This is a genomic window from Cellulomonas sp. KRMCY2 (assembly GCF_000526515.1).
Lineage (GTDB): Bacteria > Actinomycetota > Actinomycetes > Actinomycetales > Cellulomonadaceae > Actinotalea.
In genome coordinates, this window is the sequence record NZ_JAGF01000001.1 from 2,320,228 (window position 1) to 2,337,554 (window position 17,327).

Below are 17,327 nucleotides of genomic sequence, written 5' to 3' on the forward strand. Positions count from 1 at the left end.
GTCGGATCTACCACCAGCGCACCCCGGCCGCCGGCCGCAAGATCGCCGAAGAGGTCATCACGACCCTGCACACCTGCCCGGTCCCCGAAATCGCCCGCCTCGGCCGGACCCTGCGAGCCTGGCGAACCCAGGTCCTGGCCTACTTCGAGACCGACAGCGTCTCCAACGGCGGCACCGAGGCGATCAACCTGATCATCGAGAAGACCCGGCGCCTGGCCCACGGCTTCCGGACCTTCGACCACTACCGGCCACGCATCCTCCTGGCAGCCTCCGGCAACCGACCCTGGCGCCTCAACCACGCGTAGATCCGAACAGCCGTCAAAGTTGACGCGTTCGGCGCGCCAGTCCGAGCACCGCCCGGGGCTATCGCTGTCGCTACGCGGTGGCCGCGCCGCGCCATGTCCACGTGCAGCCGATGTCCGGGCTCGCCACGCGTGCGTCGAGCGGTGATGGCGCTCCCGACTCAGGACCTCGAGAGCATCTCCGACGCCGACAGGTAGCAGGACCCCGTCTCATTGGCGTGGCGTCGCTTGGCCCGGATCAGGTCGTCGAGACGCACCCGTCCGTCCAGCACCAGGAAGACGTCTCCGCCGTCCATCGTGATGAACGGCGTCGACTCCCGATAGGTGGAGAGAGCGGCAGACGACAGGCCGCTGATCGCCACGAAGAGCCCGAGGGCGTTCTTGCCCTTGCGCCGGACCTTGGCTGCGAAGGCGTCAGCTGCCTCTCGGGACACAGGCTCGGCGATCCACTTCGCCTCCAGGATGTAGTCGTCGGTGTCGAAGCTCAGGGAGCCGTCGATCTGTTCGGCCTCAAGGCGGTAAGCCAGCCGGGGCTCCATGTCGAAAAGCTTGAACAAATCGGAGAGCAGGGATTCGAAGGCGTATCCACGGCGACGCGGATCCGTCGCGCCTTGGAGCTCGATGAACCGGTCCTTGAGCGCGGAGACATCGTCGTCGAACCGCCGCAGGGCCTCCGCCCTCGCCCGGTTGGCCTCGCGCTCAGTCCGCAACCGCTCCTGCACTTGCTGCCGGTCACTGAACCGCTCGGTCAGGTCGTGGAGGCGCGCCACGGCGTTCCGGGCATCGGCAAGGCGAGTCGCCCGATCCGGCTCGGGGAGCTGCTCGATGTCCGGGAACCGCGTCATCGTGGCGATCTCCAGCATGAACCGGATGGCGACATCCTGGTAGCGGCCCTCCTGGGTGACCAGCCGCCGCACGAGCTCGTCGGCCACGTTGCGCTTGGTGTCCGAGAAGTTCAGACCAGCTACAAACTCGGGGCTATCGCGCAGGGCCGTGGTCACCAGCGCCTGGAAGGGTCGCTTGAACCAAGTCACGACAGCCAGCGCGTCGCGAAGCGCCTGGTAGGCCTCCGTCGAGATGCGCTTGGTCATGTCTTGATCGTACGAGCCAGCGCCGAGGCCAAGTTGGGCGGCGAGCCGAGGAACCGCAGGATCACCTCGGTGGAGCCTGCCTTAAGCCGCCTACGAACCCACGCGACGTCGCCCGAACCAGCGCCGTCGTCCTGCGCCCGATGTGACCGGTTCCGCGTCGACAACTGGTGAGCCGGCCTCCGCCGGGGACGGAGCCACGGGAGCTCTGACAGGACCGGACAGCATCTGACGGATCCCATCCTGGTCCTCGTCGCGCCAAGCCACGAAGAGCTCCAGAGCGGAGATCACAGGCTCCGTCTGCGCTGCCAGGAACTCTGGGCGGGCGTAAGGCTCTAGGCTCCGCTCAAGGGGAGCCGTGCGGAGGTCGTGGCTCACTACTAGTGCTCCGCCGTCGATCGGCGTGGCACCTGGCAGGTTCGGCCACTCCCGCAGGTGACGAAGCAGATCCTGGTAGGCGCGCTCGGAAGCACTCCCGCTCGCCGACTTGACCTCGACCAATCGGGAGCGGCCACCAGAGGTACAGAGCAGATCGGCGTTCTTAGTGCCACCGAGTTCCACGTCGAGGTCGACGACGATGACGCCGGCGGACTCGAAGACCGACCGCACGGCCGCGACGAGCTGCTGGCCCGTGCCATAGAGCAGGCCCTCGCGGATCGCCACGGCCGCACCCTGTGCTTCCTCGAGCTTGCGCTCCAGCTCCTCACGGCGTGCGGAGTAGTCCGCCTGAAGCGCGGCCAAGGCGGCACGGACATCGCGCTCACGACGAGTCATCAGCTCTTCGTCGGAGGCCAGCGGACGCCGCGCCCGGCGCATCGCGCCGGGGACAAACTCAGGTAGCGCCTGCTCCAGCAGCCACGAGAGCAGCAGCGTCCACGGTGTCTCGACCGGAACGAGGTAGCGGCGCTCAACGCCGTCCAACGAGATCCAGGCGGCGACGACTGGCTCGCCGAGCTCAGTCTCCAAGATCGCCAGGAGCTCGCCCTCAGCGGCATGCTCTTCGGGGCCGAAGACGGAGTGCATCACTGCCCCGCGGAGCGAGAGACTGCGCCACGTCGGCGCCGGGTTGCAGCTGAGCAACCGCAGCGCGAGCTGGCCATCCGCGTCGCCCAGGTCGGCGGCAGCCCGAACCCGTGCACCCCTTCCGATCACGCGACCGTCGATGCTCGTATAGGTCCGCCCGACCGACACAGAGTCGACTGGCGGTCCGAAGACGCTGTGAACGTTGCGCGACGCGTCGTCGACCTCTCCGACTGGGCTGATCACCAGCGCCGTCTCGCCCCGGCGCTCAGCACCCTGCCGGAAACGGTCGAACTCGTCGGCGCCGCGCCCGGAGTAGACGCTCGGCTGCAGGGCGGCTGCACAGTCGGCGGTGTCGAAACCCACCCAGCGCGGCTCGAAGCCAAGAGCGCCCCAGTCGAGGTCCGCCTTGGCGACGGCCGGCCGTCGCTTGTCACGCAGGTACGGCCCCGCATCCTCGGTGTACTGCCGTTGCCGCGCTTCGATGTCGTCCCAGTCGTCGGGCGGTTCGGATCCGACGTGGACCGGGATCGGGAGCTGCGTCATGGCTCGACCTCCGCAGGAACCTGGGCGAAGTGGGTGGGGTGCTCGGTGATGTAGGTGCACCACAACCGGTTCCGACCCTTGGCGCCGAACCTACGCTGGACCAGGTCCTCTGGCGGCGCCGACGCGCTTGCGCCGGTGGCAAACGCCCGTGACCTGCGCTGCCCTCATCAACCGCGACCCGCCTTCGGCCGCATGGCCCGGCGCGCAACGCCCGCACCATCAGCACCGCCGCGGCCTTCTCCTTCTCAGGGTGCCGGCGCGTGGTCGGCCTCCCCCTACGACACCTCTCGTGGTCTGACTCCATCCTCGTTCCAAGGCCACGAGCTCCACCCCCAGGGCGACCTCACAGCTTGCTCCGCCCGCCAGTGCCCCAGTGGCCCGCACAGGTTGGAAGTGCACGGTGGTGGAATCACCTGTCCACGCTTCTTGCGACTTCGTGTCCCTTGACTCGGGGACATGTGGTCGCTACTGTCGTGGACATGAGGAAACGTGCAGCCACCATTCAAACGGCCCAAGCCGACGTCGAAGACGTCGCGCAGGTTCTCGGTGTCTCCGAAGCCGCCGTTCGCAAGCGTGCTCAGCGCCCGGGCGACTTCCCGGAGCCCGTCACCCGCAATCCCCTCACGTGGGCGACAGTGGACATCTACGCCTACTTGCTCGACAGCCTGGCGCCGACCCGTCGACCGCCCATCCCGGTGCACTTCTGGCCTCGGCCAGCCGTGGCCGCCCGGCTTGCGGCTGTCGAGAACACGGACCACGCTCTTGAACTCGTATTCCAGCCCGAACAGGGCCTCGGCACCATCACCCTGCGATACCGCAGCGCCTATGGGACGCCGACCGAGCGAAGCAATCGCCGTGCGTCCAAGTCCTCGCGCGCCGCGGCGTCGGACGACGTCGTCTGCGACATGGGCTGGGAGGAGTCCGATGACGGCTTCTTCGTCCGGGTGCGGCATCCCGCACACCCCGACGTCACGTACGAGGTCACAACTCCACAGCTCGCCCACGCGCTCGGCCAACCGGTGCCCGTGATCCCGTGGCCACTGGTCCACACCGGCGCCCTGCACCGCTGGCGGCCCGGCGAGCCCAGCCCCATTAAGGGGGATGTACTCGCCCAGGATGACGCCGACGACCTGCGGCGCTACCGCGGCGCCCTGCCCCATCAGTCGCCTATCGATGCAGCCGTCGAGAGGCACTGGCGCTGGGCTCACGACCAGGCGCTTCACGAAGCGTGGCGCGCCGTCGACCGTGCCAAGCGCTTCGCCGACTCGGTCATTCTCGCCGTCGAGCCGAGCGAGCCGCTCCCTGCAGCGCCATCTGGGTCGGTGGACGACTGGACGCACCTCATGCTCGAGCCGGTCGGCGACAGCGCGGGCACCGAGCGGATCGCCTCGGCCATCGACTTCGCCGACGCCATCCGCGAGGTCGCCGAGATCGGCCCTGGGAAGTTCTCCGCGCCTCAGGAAGCGTTCGTGGGCCGGTTCGCGGCAGTGCAGCCAAGACAGGCAGGGCTCGCGCACCTGATCCTGCGCCGTTACCTGCTCGGGTACTCGGCCAGTGAGAGTCCCGCGAGCGTTCGATTCCTGCGGCACCGCACCTTGCCGATCGCCGCAGCGACGCTCGGCAAGCGCTTCGTCTTCGCGATGCCCGACGTGTTCCTCTCAAGCGGCATCGACCAGTTGGACCTGACCGACCCGCGCGTGCCACTTTACTTCGGCGACGACGGCGAGTGGGCCCCGCTTCCTGGCCGCGCGGGCGGGTACCACGCCGGGTATCCGGGCGCAGGCCCAAGCCACTTGACGGCTTCGGTCAAGCATCTGCTCGAGGGCGGCCAAACTGGCGACCCCGACGACCCGTTCGCCATAGGGGACCGTCCCAACGTCTTTAGCTTCCCCGGGCGGGCAGGCGTGTGGAGCCGGCGCGAACTGGAGGCGCTCTTCGCATAGACGGTCTCTCACGGCACTTCGTACGAGCCGCGACGATCATGGCTCGACTCCCGCCGCCTTGCCGACTCCGTGAGGATTCGGCTCTCGCTCAACGTCGACCACTGGGGCCACTTCGCGACCATCATCGCCATCTAGAGTGAGCCAAAGGTCCGCCGCAAACGGGCGGTCGCGAGGAGACGCCAGGAGCGTGAGGAATGCAGGAAGTTCGACTCACACTCATCTTCGCCAACCAGGACGGGCTCGTCGACCTGTTGGGGCTTCGACCCGTAGACCGGGCGCGGTTCCTGCCTGCCACGGGCGACACTCAGACGGATCGCGCCGTCAAGCAGCACGGCTTGACGGACCGGCTTCAACAGTTGCTCAGGACAGACCCGCCGGCTGAGCTGCAGCGCCTCCTCCTGACGTCGCTGCCGTTTGGCGGGCAGCTCGTTGCCGTGGAGCAGGCGTTCTACTTCAGGCGGCGCTCCTCCAACGACTTCGTCGACTTCCACGCTCAATTGAACACCGACAAGCAGTGGAGGCTCGAGGGGGTCGTGGACACGAGCCGCTTCCCGTTCTCGTCAACCTCCGAGCATCTCAGGAAGCGGAACAACGTCCTCATGGTGGCGATCGTCAGCGACGTTCAAGACCAGACGATCCGGCTCCGACCGCTGTTTATCGGACACCGGAGCTGGCTGGAGGAGACCGCTGGGCTGTGGACACCGGATGAACGGCGTGTCCACGTTCAGCAAGTAGATCAGTTCTCGGAAGTCGACTGGGCCCACGGCGTCAGCCGCGACGACGCGACAAAGGTCAACAACATGCGCGAGGACGTAGTCAAGGATGCCCTGGCCGCGATCATCGGCTCGCCATTTGTCCCTAAGGACTGGGGCGGCGAGCGCTCCGACCTGTCGACCAACAACCTGCTCGTCAGTGGCCAGCAGACCTCGGCCGCGTGGCTCCTCAAGGGCCGCAGCGTCAAAGGGACCATGCAGATAGCGCACCTGGGCAAGAACGGCGACCAGATCGAACGCCTGGCGACCGAACCGGTCGAACTGCTCGTGGTGCAACACAACGACGCGATCTCGGCGCCAGTGGTGCACATGGCGGAGACCTTCGCCTATGACATGCGCAACCCGCGCCGCTTCATGATCATGGACGGCCTCGCTACGGCGATGATCCTGCGCGACTACGGCCATCTGAAATAGCGACGACGCCGACTTCGCGTTCAGGGCAGCTACCTCGTCGCCGGACCGGATGGTCGAAGAGATCGTCGGGCGGAGCTCTTCCAAGGACGGGTTCAGCACGTTGGATCCGGAGGCTCCATGTGCTGCCGACGAGTGGTCCCAGCCCTGATCAGGAGCGGTAGCCACGGCGATGACGCTCGCGCTGCCTCGCTCTGCTCGATGACGCACTCTCCACAACTCCAGCGGTATCGATGACGGTCCACCGTGCACCCTCCGCGTCATCGCCGCGTGCATCGGCCCTGAGCAGCGTGTCTCCCACCGATTCACGGAGGAGACGACGATGGACCACTCCGACGTTCAGTCCCAACGGCCCACTGTGGACGACGCGCCGACGGAGATCCGCCGCGACAGCGATGGGCTCCGCGGCCCGCTCGACGCCATCGACGCCAAGGGCTGGGACGGGCCGACCGCCACGGCCCTGCTCACATACCTACGGAGCCGTGTTGTCGGACCGCTCGTGTTGGACGTCGGCCTCCGCGGCGCCCCGGGACCGTATGTGAAGTCAGTGGTCACCGGCGTGCACTGACCTGGGAGATCGGCTCGAACACCAGCCCAGGACGGCCCGGGAGTGCGACGGGTGGCGGGCTCGCGGGAGGGGCCTGTGCCGGGTGTCGATGCACGATGTCGAACTCCGCGTGGATCGCCTCCACGACAGCATCGGGCGCCCGGACGAGCGCCCCTCGGAGCCGATCCTGGACGAGTTCGGCATCGTCGCTGACAAGGCCGCGCGGTAAGTCGCGAGCGTTCAGACGGAGAGCACCAGATCGCGCGAGGTCGGCGAACGCCGCGGCGCTGTGCTCGCCGATGTCGGTCATGGTCGCGACGGCACCGTTGAGGCTCGCGCCGATGCGCCGCGATGCCGGGTCCGCGAGTGTCGCGCTGCTCGCGCGGGCCGTGAGCGGTGCGAGGGCGGGCAGCAGGCGGCTGAGGGCGACGAGGTCGTCGCGGACGGTCTCGTGTGGCGGGGCGAGAGTGACGAAGTGGGAGAGTTCGCGGTGCAGCCACTGCCAAGCCCGGCCCCGCAAGATGAGCGCCCCAGCGCCGCGTGCGCCAGGACTTGGATCCAGCGCCGTTGTGGGCTGGGCGCCGTGGAAGGCCGCGGCGTGGGCGTGGACGGCGATGCCGATCGTGGTGACGTCTCGCAGGGTCGCAAGGGTGTCGCCGGCCTCGGCGGCCATGTCGAAGGTGGCTTGGCGGAGGCGGTGCATGCGGTCGCCGAGCTCGGTTGCGGGGTCGTCGGTGCGGATCGGTGTCCAGGTCTGAGGCAGTGCCTCGAGTCGGGTCCGGGCGCTCGGGTCGAGGCCGTCGTCGGTGGTGCTCAGGTCTCGGGCGAGGTCAGCGAGGTAGCCGAGGCCGGGCAGGTGTCTGATGACGACGGTCTTGCTCACGTCGGCCTGGAGCGCGCGCAAGGCAAGGGGTTCCTCGGCGCTGAGGATCGTGGCGGCGAGGTGGCCGAGGTCGACCAGGCCGGCGTCAAAGGCACGGGTGTTGGTGGCGGCGGCGTCGGGGGTGCGCGGGCGTCCGTCGGGATGGAAGTGGGTGGCGACCAGGTCGGAGGCGGCGCGCAGCTGCAGGGCGGCTCGGAGCCAGGGAGTCGTTGCAGGGGTGAGCTGTGAGGGGTGGGGGCGCGCCTGGCCGACGAGGGCTTCGATGCAGGCCGCCAGTGCGATCGCGGCGCGTTCGTTCGGAGGTAGGCCGTCGCGGTGGGAGGTGAAGCCGATGCGGTGGATCTGCGCCGGCCACAGCAGGCGGCGGGTGTGGGAGGCGACCGCGTCGAGGACCGCGTGGAAGTCGCCGATCACGTCCAGCGCATCATCGGCGGACCAGAACGTGTCGGTGCGCAGCTGGCCAGCGCCGATCCGGATCTGCTCGGCGGCGCCGCCAAGGAGGTCGGCGTAGGTGGTCATGCCCAGCGCCCTGTGACCTTGGCCCGTCCGGTGATCAGGCGGGCCATGACCCGCGACAGGGCGGCCTGGTCGGACAGGTTGAGCTCGACCTCCGCCAGCGCGGCCGCCCGGTCAAGGGCGGCGGCCGCGAGCTGGTCCAGGATCGCCCGTGCCTCAACGGCGTCGTCGACGTCGCGCACGTGCCCGAGCCGCACGGCCGCGGCGGTGGCCCGCAGGTTGGGGCGTGCCCACTCCAGCTCGTCCTGGGCGTCGCGGAAGTCCATCGCCGCGTAGGAGATCGACACCCCGACCCCCAGGGGCACGCTCATCGCCAGGTTCAGGGCACCGAACCCGGCGGCGTAGGTCAGCGACCAGATGCCCTCCCACCCGGTGGTCGCTTCGGAGATCAGCGTCTGCGCCGATTGTGTCCACGTCGTGCTCATCGCCTTCGCCTTCCCTCACGTGCCCGACGGCGTCGGGGTCTCTTGACTGCAGGTGTGCGGATCGAGGCGAGAAGATCGCAGCCATCCCTGGTCACGTCGGCCAGGCCACGACAGGACCGGGACGGGTCAGGTGTCCGAGGCCGTCCGGGCCCACGACGACGTCGGCGTGTTCGTGCGACCCCGCGGCGTGCGCGAGGGCGGCCAGGACCAGGTGCAGGTTCGCCCGGTCGAGCCCCGTCACGACGTCGACGACGTCGACTGGTGTCTCGTCGAGCAGGGCGGCGACCATCGCGAGGACCCGGCGTTCCCCGCCGGACAGGGCGCCGACGCCGTCGCTCAGGGCGCCGGCGTCAACCCACACCCGCCCGTCGGGCTCGGTAACGATCCACGACCTCGACGGGCGCGCGAACCGTCCGTCGAACGCACGGAGCATCAGCTCGGCGCCGGCCGCCATCGGCAGTGAGCCTCGCGCCCAGTCGCGCAGCCCTGCCGCGATCTCGTCCAGCTGCATCGCGCTCATCACGAACCTCCTGCGATCGGTCCCCAGCGGGCCGACGCAGCGTCGACCCGTTCTTCGAGGCTCGTCACGCTCAGCTCTCAGGTGGCGATCGGGCGGCCGAGCCTGTGGATGACGGGTCCTCGAGGGCAGGGGTGCGCGACCGGGCACGAAGATCGCGCGGCGGAGGGCAGTAGGAGCCATGACACTTCTGGCATTCCAGGTTCGAGTGGGCATTATCGCGATCCGCGATGGCGCATCTTCTTGCCTGGATCCGCACACCTGTAGGCATGAGGACGACAACCACGCCGCCGCGGACATGGCCCGCTGGCCTCCTCCGTGAGCCGGGCCAAGGTTGCGCGCCGGCGAACACGGGCGGTGGCCGACCGTGGTGATGACGATGCACCGGCTGACGGCCGGCGCCGGCTACCAGTACCTGCTCAAGCACACCGCGTCGGGCGACTGCGACCGGTCAGCAAAGGCCGACCTGACCGCCTACTACACGTCGTCAGGCAACCCTGCGGGCCGCTGGTACGGCCGGGGACTGGCCGCCCTCGACGCGGACGGGCTATCGGCTGGGTCGCAGGTCAGCGAGCCGCAGATGGCGTACCTGTTCGGCGAGGGCAAGGACCCCACCACCGGTGCCGCGCTGGGTCGCCCCTATCGGAACCACACGCCGGCGGCGGAGCGCATCGCCAAGCAGGTCGCCGCACTCCCGCAGGACATGGCCGGCGAGGCCCGCGCCGCCGCGATCGCCACGATCACCCGCGTCGACCTGGCCAAGCGCACCCCGAGCGCCGTTGCCGGGTTCGACCTGACGTTCACCCCGACGAAGTCCGTGTCGACACTTTGGGCGGTGTCCGACGAGGCCACCCAGGCCGCGGTCCTGGCCGCGCACCGGGCCGCCGTTGAGCAAGCACTGGCCTTCCTGGAGGACACCGCGGCGTTCACGCGCACCGGAACCGACGGCTGCCAGCAGCACAAGGTCGATGGCCTGATCGCAGCTGGCTTCGACCACTGGGATTCGCGCGCCGGGGACCCGAACCTGCACACCCACCTCGTCATCGCCAACAAGGTCCACGGCCCGCACGGGGCGTGGCTGTCGGTGGACTCCCGTTCTCTGCACCACGCGGTCGTCATGGTTTCGGAGGTCTATGACGACCTGCTCGCCGACGAGCTCGCACGCCGCCTGCCGGTGCAGTTCGGGTGGCGTCATCGCGGCCCGCGCCGGACGCCGGGGTTCGAGCTGGACGGGGTCGATGACGCGCTGATGACGGAGTTCTCCACCCGCACCACCCAGATCGATGAGGCGATGACGGGCGTGCTGGGGGCGTTCTACGCGACCCACGGGCGCGGCCCGAACCGCATCGAGGTCTCCCGCCTGCGCCAGCAGGTCACCCGTGCCACCCGCCCGGACAAGCACGTCACCCCACTGGGCGACCTGATGACGGTGTGGAAGGCCAGGGCCACCCGCCGCACCGGCAAGACCCCCGCCGAGCTGACCGCCGCGGTCATGCGCCTGTCCCACGCCGTCCCGCAGCGCGCTGCTCACATCCCGGCGCCTGTCGTCGACCGGTTGGCCGAGCACACCATCGGGCAGGTGATGACGCGCCGGTCGACCTGGACCCGCTGGAACGTCATGGCCGAGGCCGCACGGTCCACCCGGGCGATGCGCATGGCCACCCCCACCGACCGCACCGCCCTGCTCGAGCGCGTCACTGACGCGACCCTGGCCTCGTGCGTGAGCCTGCAGGCACCCGACCCGCTGATCGTCGCCGCCGCCTACACCCGGCCCGACGGCGCCTCCCAGTTCACCCGGACCAGTGAGGACCGGTACACCCACCACCAGGTGCTCGACGCCGAGGCCCGACTCCTCGACGCGGCCACCCTGGACGCCGCGGCGCCGACGGCACCCGCGTGGCTGGCCAAGGCCGTCACCTCCCGGCCGATCGACCGCACCGACGGGCGCACCGTCACCCTCGCGCCCGACCAGGCCGACGCCGTCGAACATGTCGTCGCCTCAGCCGCCCGGGTCGAGGTCCTCGTCGGGCCGGCTGGGACGGGCAAGACCACGACGCTCGCCGCGCTCAAGGCGGTGTGGGAGCAGGCCTACGGGCGCGGCACGGTCGTCGGCCTCGCACCCTCAGCAACCGCAGCCGCCGAGCTCGGCCAGGCCCTGGGGATCGGGTGCGAGAACACCGCCAAGTGGCTGCACGAGTCCGTCGGCTCGGGCGCACAACGCCGCACGAACCTGCTGGCGCACCTGCACGCCGAACGCTCCACCGCGCTCGGCATCGACCAGCGGACCCGGCTGCGCACCATCGACACCGCGGTCAACACCCTGGCCGCCCAAGGTGACCGCTACCGGCTGAGCCGCGACCAGCTCCTGATCATCGACGAAGCCTCCCTGGCCGGGACCTTCACCCTCGACGCCCTGACGGCACAGGCGGCCGCGGCGGGGGCGAAGGTGCTGCTCGTCGGGGACCACAAGCAGCTCTCCGCGGTCGACGCCGGCGGTGCGTTCCACCTGCTCGCCGAACGCGGACGACCCGCGACACTCACGTCGCTGTGGCGGTTCAGCCAGCCGTGGGAGGCCGCCGCCACACGGCGCCTCCGCCGGGGCGACCCCGGCGTCATCGACGCCTACGCCGAGCACGACCGCATCAGCGCCGGCGCCGCGGAGGTCATGTGCGAGGACGCCTACGCCGCCTGGCAGACCGACACCGAAGCCGGCGTTCCCGCGATCCTCATCGCCGCGGACTCCCACACCGTCGCGGTCCTGAACACCCGCGCCCACAACGACCGCGTCGCCGACGGCCTCGTCGCACCGGAAGGGCTGACCAAGGCCGACGGGACGACCATCAGCGTCGGCGACCGCGTCCTGACCCGCTCGAACAACCGGCGCCTTCGCGCCCCGAACGGACACGTCCGCAACGGCGACCTGTGGCAGGTCGCCGCCATCGCCCCCGACGGCGCCATCACCGTCACCCCGGTCACCCGCCCCGGCTCCGCAATGCCCGCGACCGGGGGAGAAGCGACCCTCCCGGCCGGGTACGTCGCCGAGCACGTCGACCTGGGCTACGCCACCACAACCCACCGCGCCCAGGGCATCACCGTCGACCGCGCCCATGTCCTGGCCGCACCCGGCATGGTCCGCGAGAACCTCTACGTCGGCATGAGCCGCGGCCGTCACGACAACCACGTCTACATTGCCCTCGACGAAGTCGACCCCACCTGCGACTACCTGCCCGATCGCCAACACATCCCCGACGGACACGACGCCCTCGCCGCGATCCTGGCCACCTCCGGCGCCGAGCTGTCCGCCACCGAGACCATCGCCGCCTCCCAGGACCAGGTCGCCTCCCTCAGACGCCTCGAGCCCATCCACCAAACTCTGATCGCCGACGCCGCCGGCCACCGCTGGGACAGCACCTTCCCCACCCTCGGACTGACCGCCGGGCAGTGCGAGCAGATTGCCACCTCACCCGCCCGGGGCCCCCTCATCACCGCACTTGAACGCGGCCGTACGCTCGGCCACCCGATGCCCCAGGTCCTGGTGGGGCTCATCGCCGCCCGGCCCATCGACGACACCGCTTCCGCCCACGTCGTCGCCGCCCTTCTGCACCACCGTGTCAATGACTGGCTGCACACCCAGGTCGACGACCCCACCCGCATCCGTGTAGTTCCCGACGCAGCAGGCATGCCCGACGACGTCGCCGAGCTCCTCCACCAGGTTGACGAGCTCATCGCGGCACGCATCGACGCCCTGACCGACCAGGCGATTGGCGCCGAACCGGAGTGGCTTGTCGCCCTCGGACCGGCGCCTGCGGACCCGAGTGCTCGATTGGCGTGGCGCGCCGCGATCGGCGCCAACGTCGCCCGCGACGACGCGATGAGCAGGCCAACACCGGTCAGCGCGCCCCGGTCAACAACCCCGCGAGTCCCGACACCTGCCTCCGAACGGAGCGTGACCCGATGACCAGGACCAGACCGAACGCCGCCCCCGACGGGTTCTTCCCCGAGCCGGTCCTGCACCAGCCCAGCGGCCCACCAATGCCGATCATGTGGGCCGCACACACCACCGACGAGCAGCGGCACTTTCTTGACGAGCTTGACCTGTGGGTCACCTGGCTCGTCGACCACTACCAACTCGACCGCCGCTATGTCCCCGAATGCTGGACCAAGCACTGGCAGCTCATCGAAGAACTCTCAGCCCTCCACCTCGCATGGGAAGCCGCCTACGCCACCACCTCGCACGCGGACGCACCGCTAACCTGGCACGAGCGACTCGGGCTCGCCCGGCCCCGGCTGGCCGAGTGGGCCGCGCGAAGCGGATGTCGCGCTGGGGAACACCGCGTTCAGTGAACGCTGGATGCCTAGATGGGGTACTGACCCCTGACACTTTTCTGACGCGCTTTCACCTTCTGGATCCACTCGCGTAGCGCGTCAACGCGGCTGCGGAGTTCGTCGGGCGTTGGGCTGTCCCTCTCGCTTCCGTCCGGTGTGGAGTGAACGAAGAACGACTCCACGTTCATGCCAACTGCCACGGAAGCAACCTCCTCCGCGGTAATGCCGATGAGTCCTGAGATCCTGTTCTCCGTAGTAATCGACTTTCGATTGCGGCGGACAATCTTGCACAGCAGAAGATCCTCGACGGCACTCTCCCACGAACCGCGCAGGTGACGTGCGAAGTTCTCGATGCTCCTTTCGTAGAGGTCGACCTCACCCGCGTCCCAGTGCGCCTGGCTGGCAGCGATGAGCTTGCCCAGATGCTTGACGCGCTCTTCAAGGACATTGGTGGCAGTCACGAAGGTTTCGACCTTGATGCCGGAGAAGCCCGAGTTGCGGTCCCTGGCCACCTCGATCACGGAGAGGGGAACCGGATCATGCGGATCGATTCCCTCGCTGATCTGGGCTGCGGGATCATCCTCAACGGCCGACTGAATCTCGCTGAGGAACGCCGTGCTGTGAGTGAAGACGATGACCTGCCGGGAGCGTGCCTCTCGCACAAGCCTCTCGGCGGCCTTTCTCTGGAAGCGGTGATCGAGCGATGTCATCGGATCGTCCAGCACGATGGCGGAAGCCTCCCCGCTGCCTCGAAGATCCGCGAAGAATGCGGCCAGGCTCATGACGCGCAGCTCGCCCTCGCTGAGCACGTTATCGGCTGGTATTGATGTACGTTTGGCTTGTCGCAGAACGATTCCTGTCCGGCGCGTACCCTTCTGGGTTGTCAGCGGAGCCATGGAGGCGCAAATGTCGAATCCACCGAGCAATGCGGCCTCGCCGCTGAACGCTTCGCAGATCGCGGTGACGTACGTCTCCGAGATCGTCCCGGACTTGCGGCTCACCGGTTGTGTATTGGATTGCGCGAGCACTTCGTTCAGCGCGTCGGCCTCAATCTTTGCGTCGTGGAGGGCAATCAAGGCCTCCATATCTCCCTGGAGACTCTTGCGCTCCTGGAGAAGACCAAGGCGTAGGCGCAGCGCGCTGATCTGCTGCGGATCGTCGCTTTGGGCGGAGAGCGTCTCGATAATCGTGTGCGCGCGGTCAGCCTCGGCCGAGACGTGGGTCTTGAGACGGCTGAGGGGGCCCAGGACGGCACGGAGTACGGCCTCGTCTTCTGCACTCAGCTCTGGGTCGTGCTCCGTATCGATTCGTTCGCATACGGCAGCGGCCGATGTAAGTGCGGCGGTTGCTGCGCTCACGTCTGCTGCCGCCTCTGGAGGAAGGACTGCCAGCAGGGCAGGGTCGAGCACGCCATCGAGGCTGCAGGTTGTGAGACTGCGAAGGATGTCCTGGAAGGTCCTCTTGAGGCGCCGCATGCGCGCCGCCGATGTCTCGGACTCCCGGCTTGCATACCGCTGGAGCCTTTCCGCGGCCGCACCGTCGAGAGGCTGTTGGCACAGGAGGCACAGCGAGCCCTCCTCCGGAGAGTAGGACTCGCCTCGGTAGGCATGGTTCAGTGCGTAGGCGAGTGCAGCCTCCCACATTGCTTCCCAGTGGGCACCGTGAACACCCTCGAGCAGTTCCTCCGGCGGTGCGGGCGCGGTGGAAGCATCGCGGAGGGTCTCAGCGTGTGAGGTCGCGGCTTCTGCGAGTTGCGTGATCTGCTCGTTGGAGAACGCCTCGGAAGTGGTCGCAACGCGAGCGCTCTGCGAGCGGAACTGCGACTCATGTAGCGTCTCGGCCGCAATGCGGGTCTTGCGGCTGCCGGACTCGAGCACCCTAATCTGGTCTGCCAGCGAAGCGAGCTCCTTCTCTTCGGTTGGGCTGAGCAGCGCTAGCACTTGGAGCGCTTCCATCGCGCCTTGCGTGCCGACGGCATCCATCTGCGAGCGTAGAGCCACGGCGTTTCGGTGCGCCCCTGGTGGTAGCACGGCCCTCCTGCGGGCAAGTTCGGCTTTTGCCCATCCGGCGATCTCATCATAGAAGTCAGCGAGCCTAGCCAGTGCGTCCAGACCCGGGGGGAGGAGTTCCACCTGAGCGCCGTTCCTGTGGAAATGGACCATAGCACCGCGATTATCGTAGATTGCAATTCGCGGGAGATTCGGGTCGGCGCTGTCCTTGTCCAAGTCCCAGGTGTGTGTCTGTTCCTCATCGCCGAGAAGGTAGGTGAGGGCTGCTCGGGGTTGCTCTGCAATGTCACTGAAGACATTCGGGACGATCTCCTCGGGTGCGCGTGAGTGGCAGGCGCGCTTGAGGATTCGCGTGAAGCCGGACTTCCCTACTCCGTTGCCACCGTAGACGACCGTCAGCCCATCGAGTGCGAACGGAATCGCAGCGTCGGGCTTGAGCCTGTTGACTCCACTGATGTGACGAAGGGCGCCGAGCCGTACCGGAGGTTCAGATGACGAGCGCACCGGGAGATGCACCAGTTCAAGCGGAATCGCCACCGTGCTGACCGGTACGTCCGCATCAGGTTGCCCCGGCGGGATGTACCGCGCCGCTTGCCGCCGATCCGCCGCTGCACGGTAGGCGATCCCGGCAACTTCCTCGGTGTCTCGGCGGGACGCGAAGTCCGCCTGGACGATTCGACGTAGTGCATCCTGCTGCCACGGCACCAGGCTGCTGGTAGACCACGTATGAAGCTGCTCGTAGACCGAGTCCGGCATGTTCGTTCCCCCCCGCCGATCGCGTTGCTCGGACGGTACCGCTGGCACGCCAGCCCCGCGGCCGATTTGGGGGAGGATCACCCGCTCATTTGGCGCATGGATGAGGGCGCGTCGTCCCTCGTCCGTAGGTGACCCGCGTCTCCGGGGCGTCGTCAACGGGGCGCCATGGCCGGAGTTCATCCTCAGCGGTTCACGGAGGCAGACGCCGAAAGTTCAACGCGCGGTGCCACCTGACGGGGCTGCTTCCAGGATGCGCTCGGCGGTGACTCGGGTAGTTGGGCATCCGCCTCCAGCGCATGCACTTGGCCACCGAACGGACTGGCGTCTACCGTCCGCGCGACCGAGGTTACCCGTGCCATCGACGCGATCAGCAGGTCGGTGGACCCTCCCGACCAGCTCGCGAGGTAAGGAAGTGAGTACGAAGCGGAGTCGAGGCCGGCCTGTGCGGTGATGAGGTAGGCGATCGACTCGGCCTCGACTTCGGCCTGGCCGCGACAAGCGGCGGAGGTCGCGTAGTCGGTGAAGCGGTGCTCGTGGTCGGCGCGAATGTGCCCGAGCTCGTGGGCCAGGGTCTTCGCGGCCTGCGAAGGGTCGACGTCGTCGCGAACCCGGACAACGCGCGCTGTGAAGTCGGTGTAGCCGTTGGCTCCGAAGCGGCAGGGTCCGCGCTCGATCCGGTATCCGTCCTCGCCGACGAGCCCGGCCAGGTGGTCCCATAGCCCATCGGGAGTCGGGCCGGTGAGATGCGTCGGTCCGGCATCGGGCAACGGGTCTCCGTTGGTCTGGGAGACGTCGAATACATGGACGACCTTGAACCCGCGAAGCTGCCGGATCGCCCCGTCGGTGTTCGCCGTGGGTTTGAGTAGCGCGGGCGTGGCTGACGCGATGTCCGGGCCTTGGTCTGCGGTCGGGGTCTCGCCGGGTGCAGCACGGTAGATGCAGGGGGCGAGGATGGCGATGCCGTGTTCGCCCCTGTTGACGCGGCGGCCCAGGCTGTTCCAGGTGCGGATGCCGCCGACGCGGGTGGCGTCGGGCCGCTGAACGCAGATGAGCAGGATGTTCGAGGGCGACTGCGGCCAATCGCATCGACTGCGTGATTCACGGTCTTTGCACTGCGCTTCGGGCGTCGGTACCGGGGTGACAGCGGCGGACGGCGGAGGCCGTGATGTGGGCCGGACCGGGGGCGTTGGACGACGGACGGCGCCCGCAATCGTGCATCTGATGAGTGATACGGTCATCGGACCACGACGGTCTGGGACGGAGTT

General features: G+C 68.5%; 13 protein-coding genes. 6 read left to right on the top strand and 7 right to left on the bottom strand.

What is annotated here, in order from left to right:
- Positions 1-5 precede the first annotated feature (5 nt).
- Complete coding sequence (locus K415_RS23495) at positions 6-305, top strand: transposase (RefSeq protein ID WP_081785224.1); 300 nt, start codon at positions 6-8, stop codon at positions 303-305.
- A 158-nt stretch (positions 306-463) separates the two neighbouring features.
- Here K415_RS23495 and K415_RS0111195 read toward each other — a convergent pair whose 3' ends face one another.
- Positions 464-1,303, bottom strand: a complete 840-nt coding sequence (locus tag K415_RS0111195) for a restriction endonuclease (protein ID WP_231494876.1) — start codon at positions 1,301-1,303, stop codon at positions 464-466.
- 180 nt (positions 1,304-1,483) lie between these two features.
- Positions 1,484-2,956 carry a hypothetical protein gene (locus K415_RS0111200; protein WP_024287143.1) on the bottom strand — a complete coding sequence of 491 codons (1,473 nt, stop codon included), beginning with the start codon at positions 2,954-2,956 and terminating at the stop codon, positions 1,484-1,486.
- 479 nt (positions 2,957-3,435) lie between these two features.
- Between K415_RS0111200 and K415_RS22770 the strand changes: the two genes are divergently transcribed.
- The 3 genes from K415_RS22770 (at position 3,436) to K415_RS0111220 (ending at position 6,651) form a co-directional block, all read left to right on the top strand.
- The gene (locus tag K415_RS22770; protein WP_155859436.1) at positions 3,436-4,899 is read left to right on the top strand and encodes a hypothetical protein; all 1,464 of its coding nucleotides are present in this window, start codon (positions 3,436-3,438) and stop codon (positions 4,897-4,899) included.
- A 194-nt stretch (positions 4,900-5,093) separates the two neighbouring features.
- Entirely contained in the window at positions 5,094-6,086 is a 993-nt protein-coding gene (locus tag K415_RS0111215) for a hypothetical protein (protein WP_024287145.1), read from the top strand.
- Between the two features lie 319 nt (positions 6,087-6,405).
- Positions 6,406-6,651, top strand: a complete 246-nt coding sequence (locus K415_RS0111220; protein ID WP_024287146.1) for a hypothetical protein — start codon at positions 6,406-6,408, stop codon at positions 6,649-6,651.
- Here the strand turns inward: K415_RS0111220 and K415_RS0111225 are convergent.
- From K415_RS0111225 to K415_RS21785, 3 genes are all read right to left on the bottom strand, one after another.
- On the bottom strand, positions 6,635-8,032 hold the full coding sequence (locus K415_RS0111225; RefSeq protein WP_024287147.1) for a hypothetical protein: 1,398 nt from the start codon (positions 8,030-8,032) through the stop codon (positions 6,635-6,637). The genes K415_RS0111220 and K415_RS0111225 overlap by 17 nt on opposite strands.
- Positions 8,029-8,454 carry a hypothetical protein gene (locus K415_RS0111230; protein WP_024287148.1) on the bottom strand — a complete coding sequence of 142 codons (426 nt, stop codon included), beginning with the start codon at positions 8,452-8,454 and terminating at the stop codon, positions 8,029-8,031. Before K415_RS0111230 ends, K415_RS0111225 begins: the two co-directional genes overlap by 4 nt.
- A gap of 91 nt (positions 8,455-8,545) precedes the next feature.
- Positions 8,546-8,974, bottom strand: coding sequence for a hypothetical protein (locus K415_RS21785; RefSeq protein ID WP_051480518.1), 429 nt, complete (start codon positions 8,972-8,974; stop codon positions 8,546-8,548).
- Between the two features lie 376 nt (positions 8,975-9,350).
- Between K415_RS21785 and mobF the strand changes: the two genes are divergently transcribed.
- Together mobF and K415_RS22775 are read left to right on the top strand one after the other, a co-directional pair.
- Positions 9,351-12,929, top strand: a complete 3,579-nt coding sequence (mobF, locus tag K415_RS0111240) for a MobF family relaxase (protein ID WP_197024707.1) — start codon at positions 9,351-9,353, stop codon at positions 12,927-12,929.
- Positions 12,926-13,315 carry a hypothetical protein gene (locus K415_RS22775; protein WP_024287151.1) on the top strand — a complete coding sequence of 130 codons (390 nt, stop codon included), beginning with the start codon at positions 12,926-12,928 and terminating at the stop codon, positions 13,313-13,315. The genes mobF and K415_RS22775 overlap by 4 nt, the downstream gene beginning before the upstream one ends.
- A gap of 11 nt (positions 13,316-13,326) precedes the next feature.
- Here the strand turns inward: K415_RS22775 and K415_RS0111250 are convergent, their stop codons facing one another.
- Both K415_RS0111250 and K415_RS23955 read right to left on the bottom strand, forming a co-directional pair.
- Positions 13,327-16,062 (bottom strand): AAA family ATPase, encoded by a 2,736-nt coding sequence (locus K415_RS0111250; RefSeq protein ID WP_197024708.1) that lies wholly within the window; start codon positions 16,060-16,062, stop codon positions 13,327-13,329.
- Positions 16,063-16,244: 182 nt separating this feature from the next.
- Entirely contained in the window at positions 16,245-17,300 is a 1,056-nt protein-coding gene (locus K415_RS23955) for an ImmA/IrrE family metallo-endopeptidase (RefSeq protein WP_155859437.1), read from the bottom strand.
- Positions 17,301-17,327 lie beyond the last annotated feature (27 nt).

Excerpts from the sequence above, each read along its gene's own strand:
- K415_RS0111200 (WP_024287143.1), bottom strand. The coding sequence starts at position 2,956 with ATGACGCAGCTCCCGATCCCGGTCCACGTCGGATCCGAACCGCCCGAC.
- K415_RS22770 (WP_155859436.1), top strand. The coding sequence starts at position 3,436 with ATGAGGAAACGTGCAGCCACCATTCAAACGGCCCAAGCCGACGTCGAA.
- K415_RS0111215 (WP_024287145.1), top strand. The coding sequence starts at position 5,094 with ATGCAGGAAGTTCGACTCACACTCATCTTCGCCAACCAGGACGGGCTC.
- K415_RS0111220 (WP_024287146.1), top strand. The coding sequence starts at position 6,406 with ATGGACCACTCCGACGTTCAGTCCCAACGGCCCACTGTGGACGACGCG.
- K415_RS0111225 (WP_024287147.1), bottom strand. The coding sequence starts at position 8,032 with ATGACCACCTACGCCGACCTCCTTGGCGGCGCCGCCGAGCAGATCCGG.
- K415_RS0111230 (WP_024287148.1), bottom strand. The coding sequence starts at position 8,454 with ATGAGCACGACGTGGACACAATCGGCGCAGACGCTGATCTCCGAAGCG.
- K415_RS21785 (WP_051480518.1), bottom strand. The coding sequence starts at position 8,974 with ATGAGCGCGATGCAGCTGGACGAGATCGCGGCAGGGCTGCGCGACTGG.
- mobF (WP_197024707.1), top strand. The coding sequence starts at position 9,351 with ATGCACCGGCTGACGGCCGGCGCCGGCTACCAGTACCTGCTCAAGCAC.
- K415_RS22775 (WP_024287151.1), top strand. The coding sequence starts at position 12,926 with ATGACCAGGACCAGACCGAACGCCGCCCCCGACGGGTTCTTCCCCGAG.
- K415_RS0111250 (WP_197024708.1), bottom strand. The coding sequence starts at position 16,062 with ATGCCGGACTCGGTCTACGAGCAGCTTCATACGTGGTCTACCAGCAGC.
- K415_RS23955 (WP_155859437.1), bottom strand. The coding sequence starts at position 17,300 with ATGACCGTATCACTCATCAGATGCACGATTGCGGGCGCCGTCCGTCGT.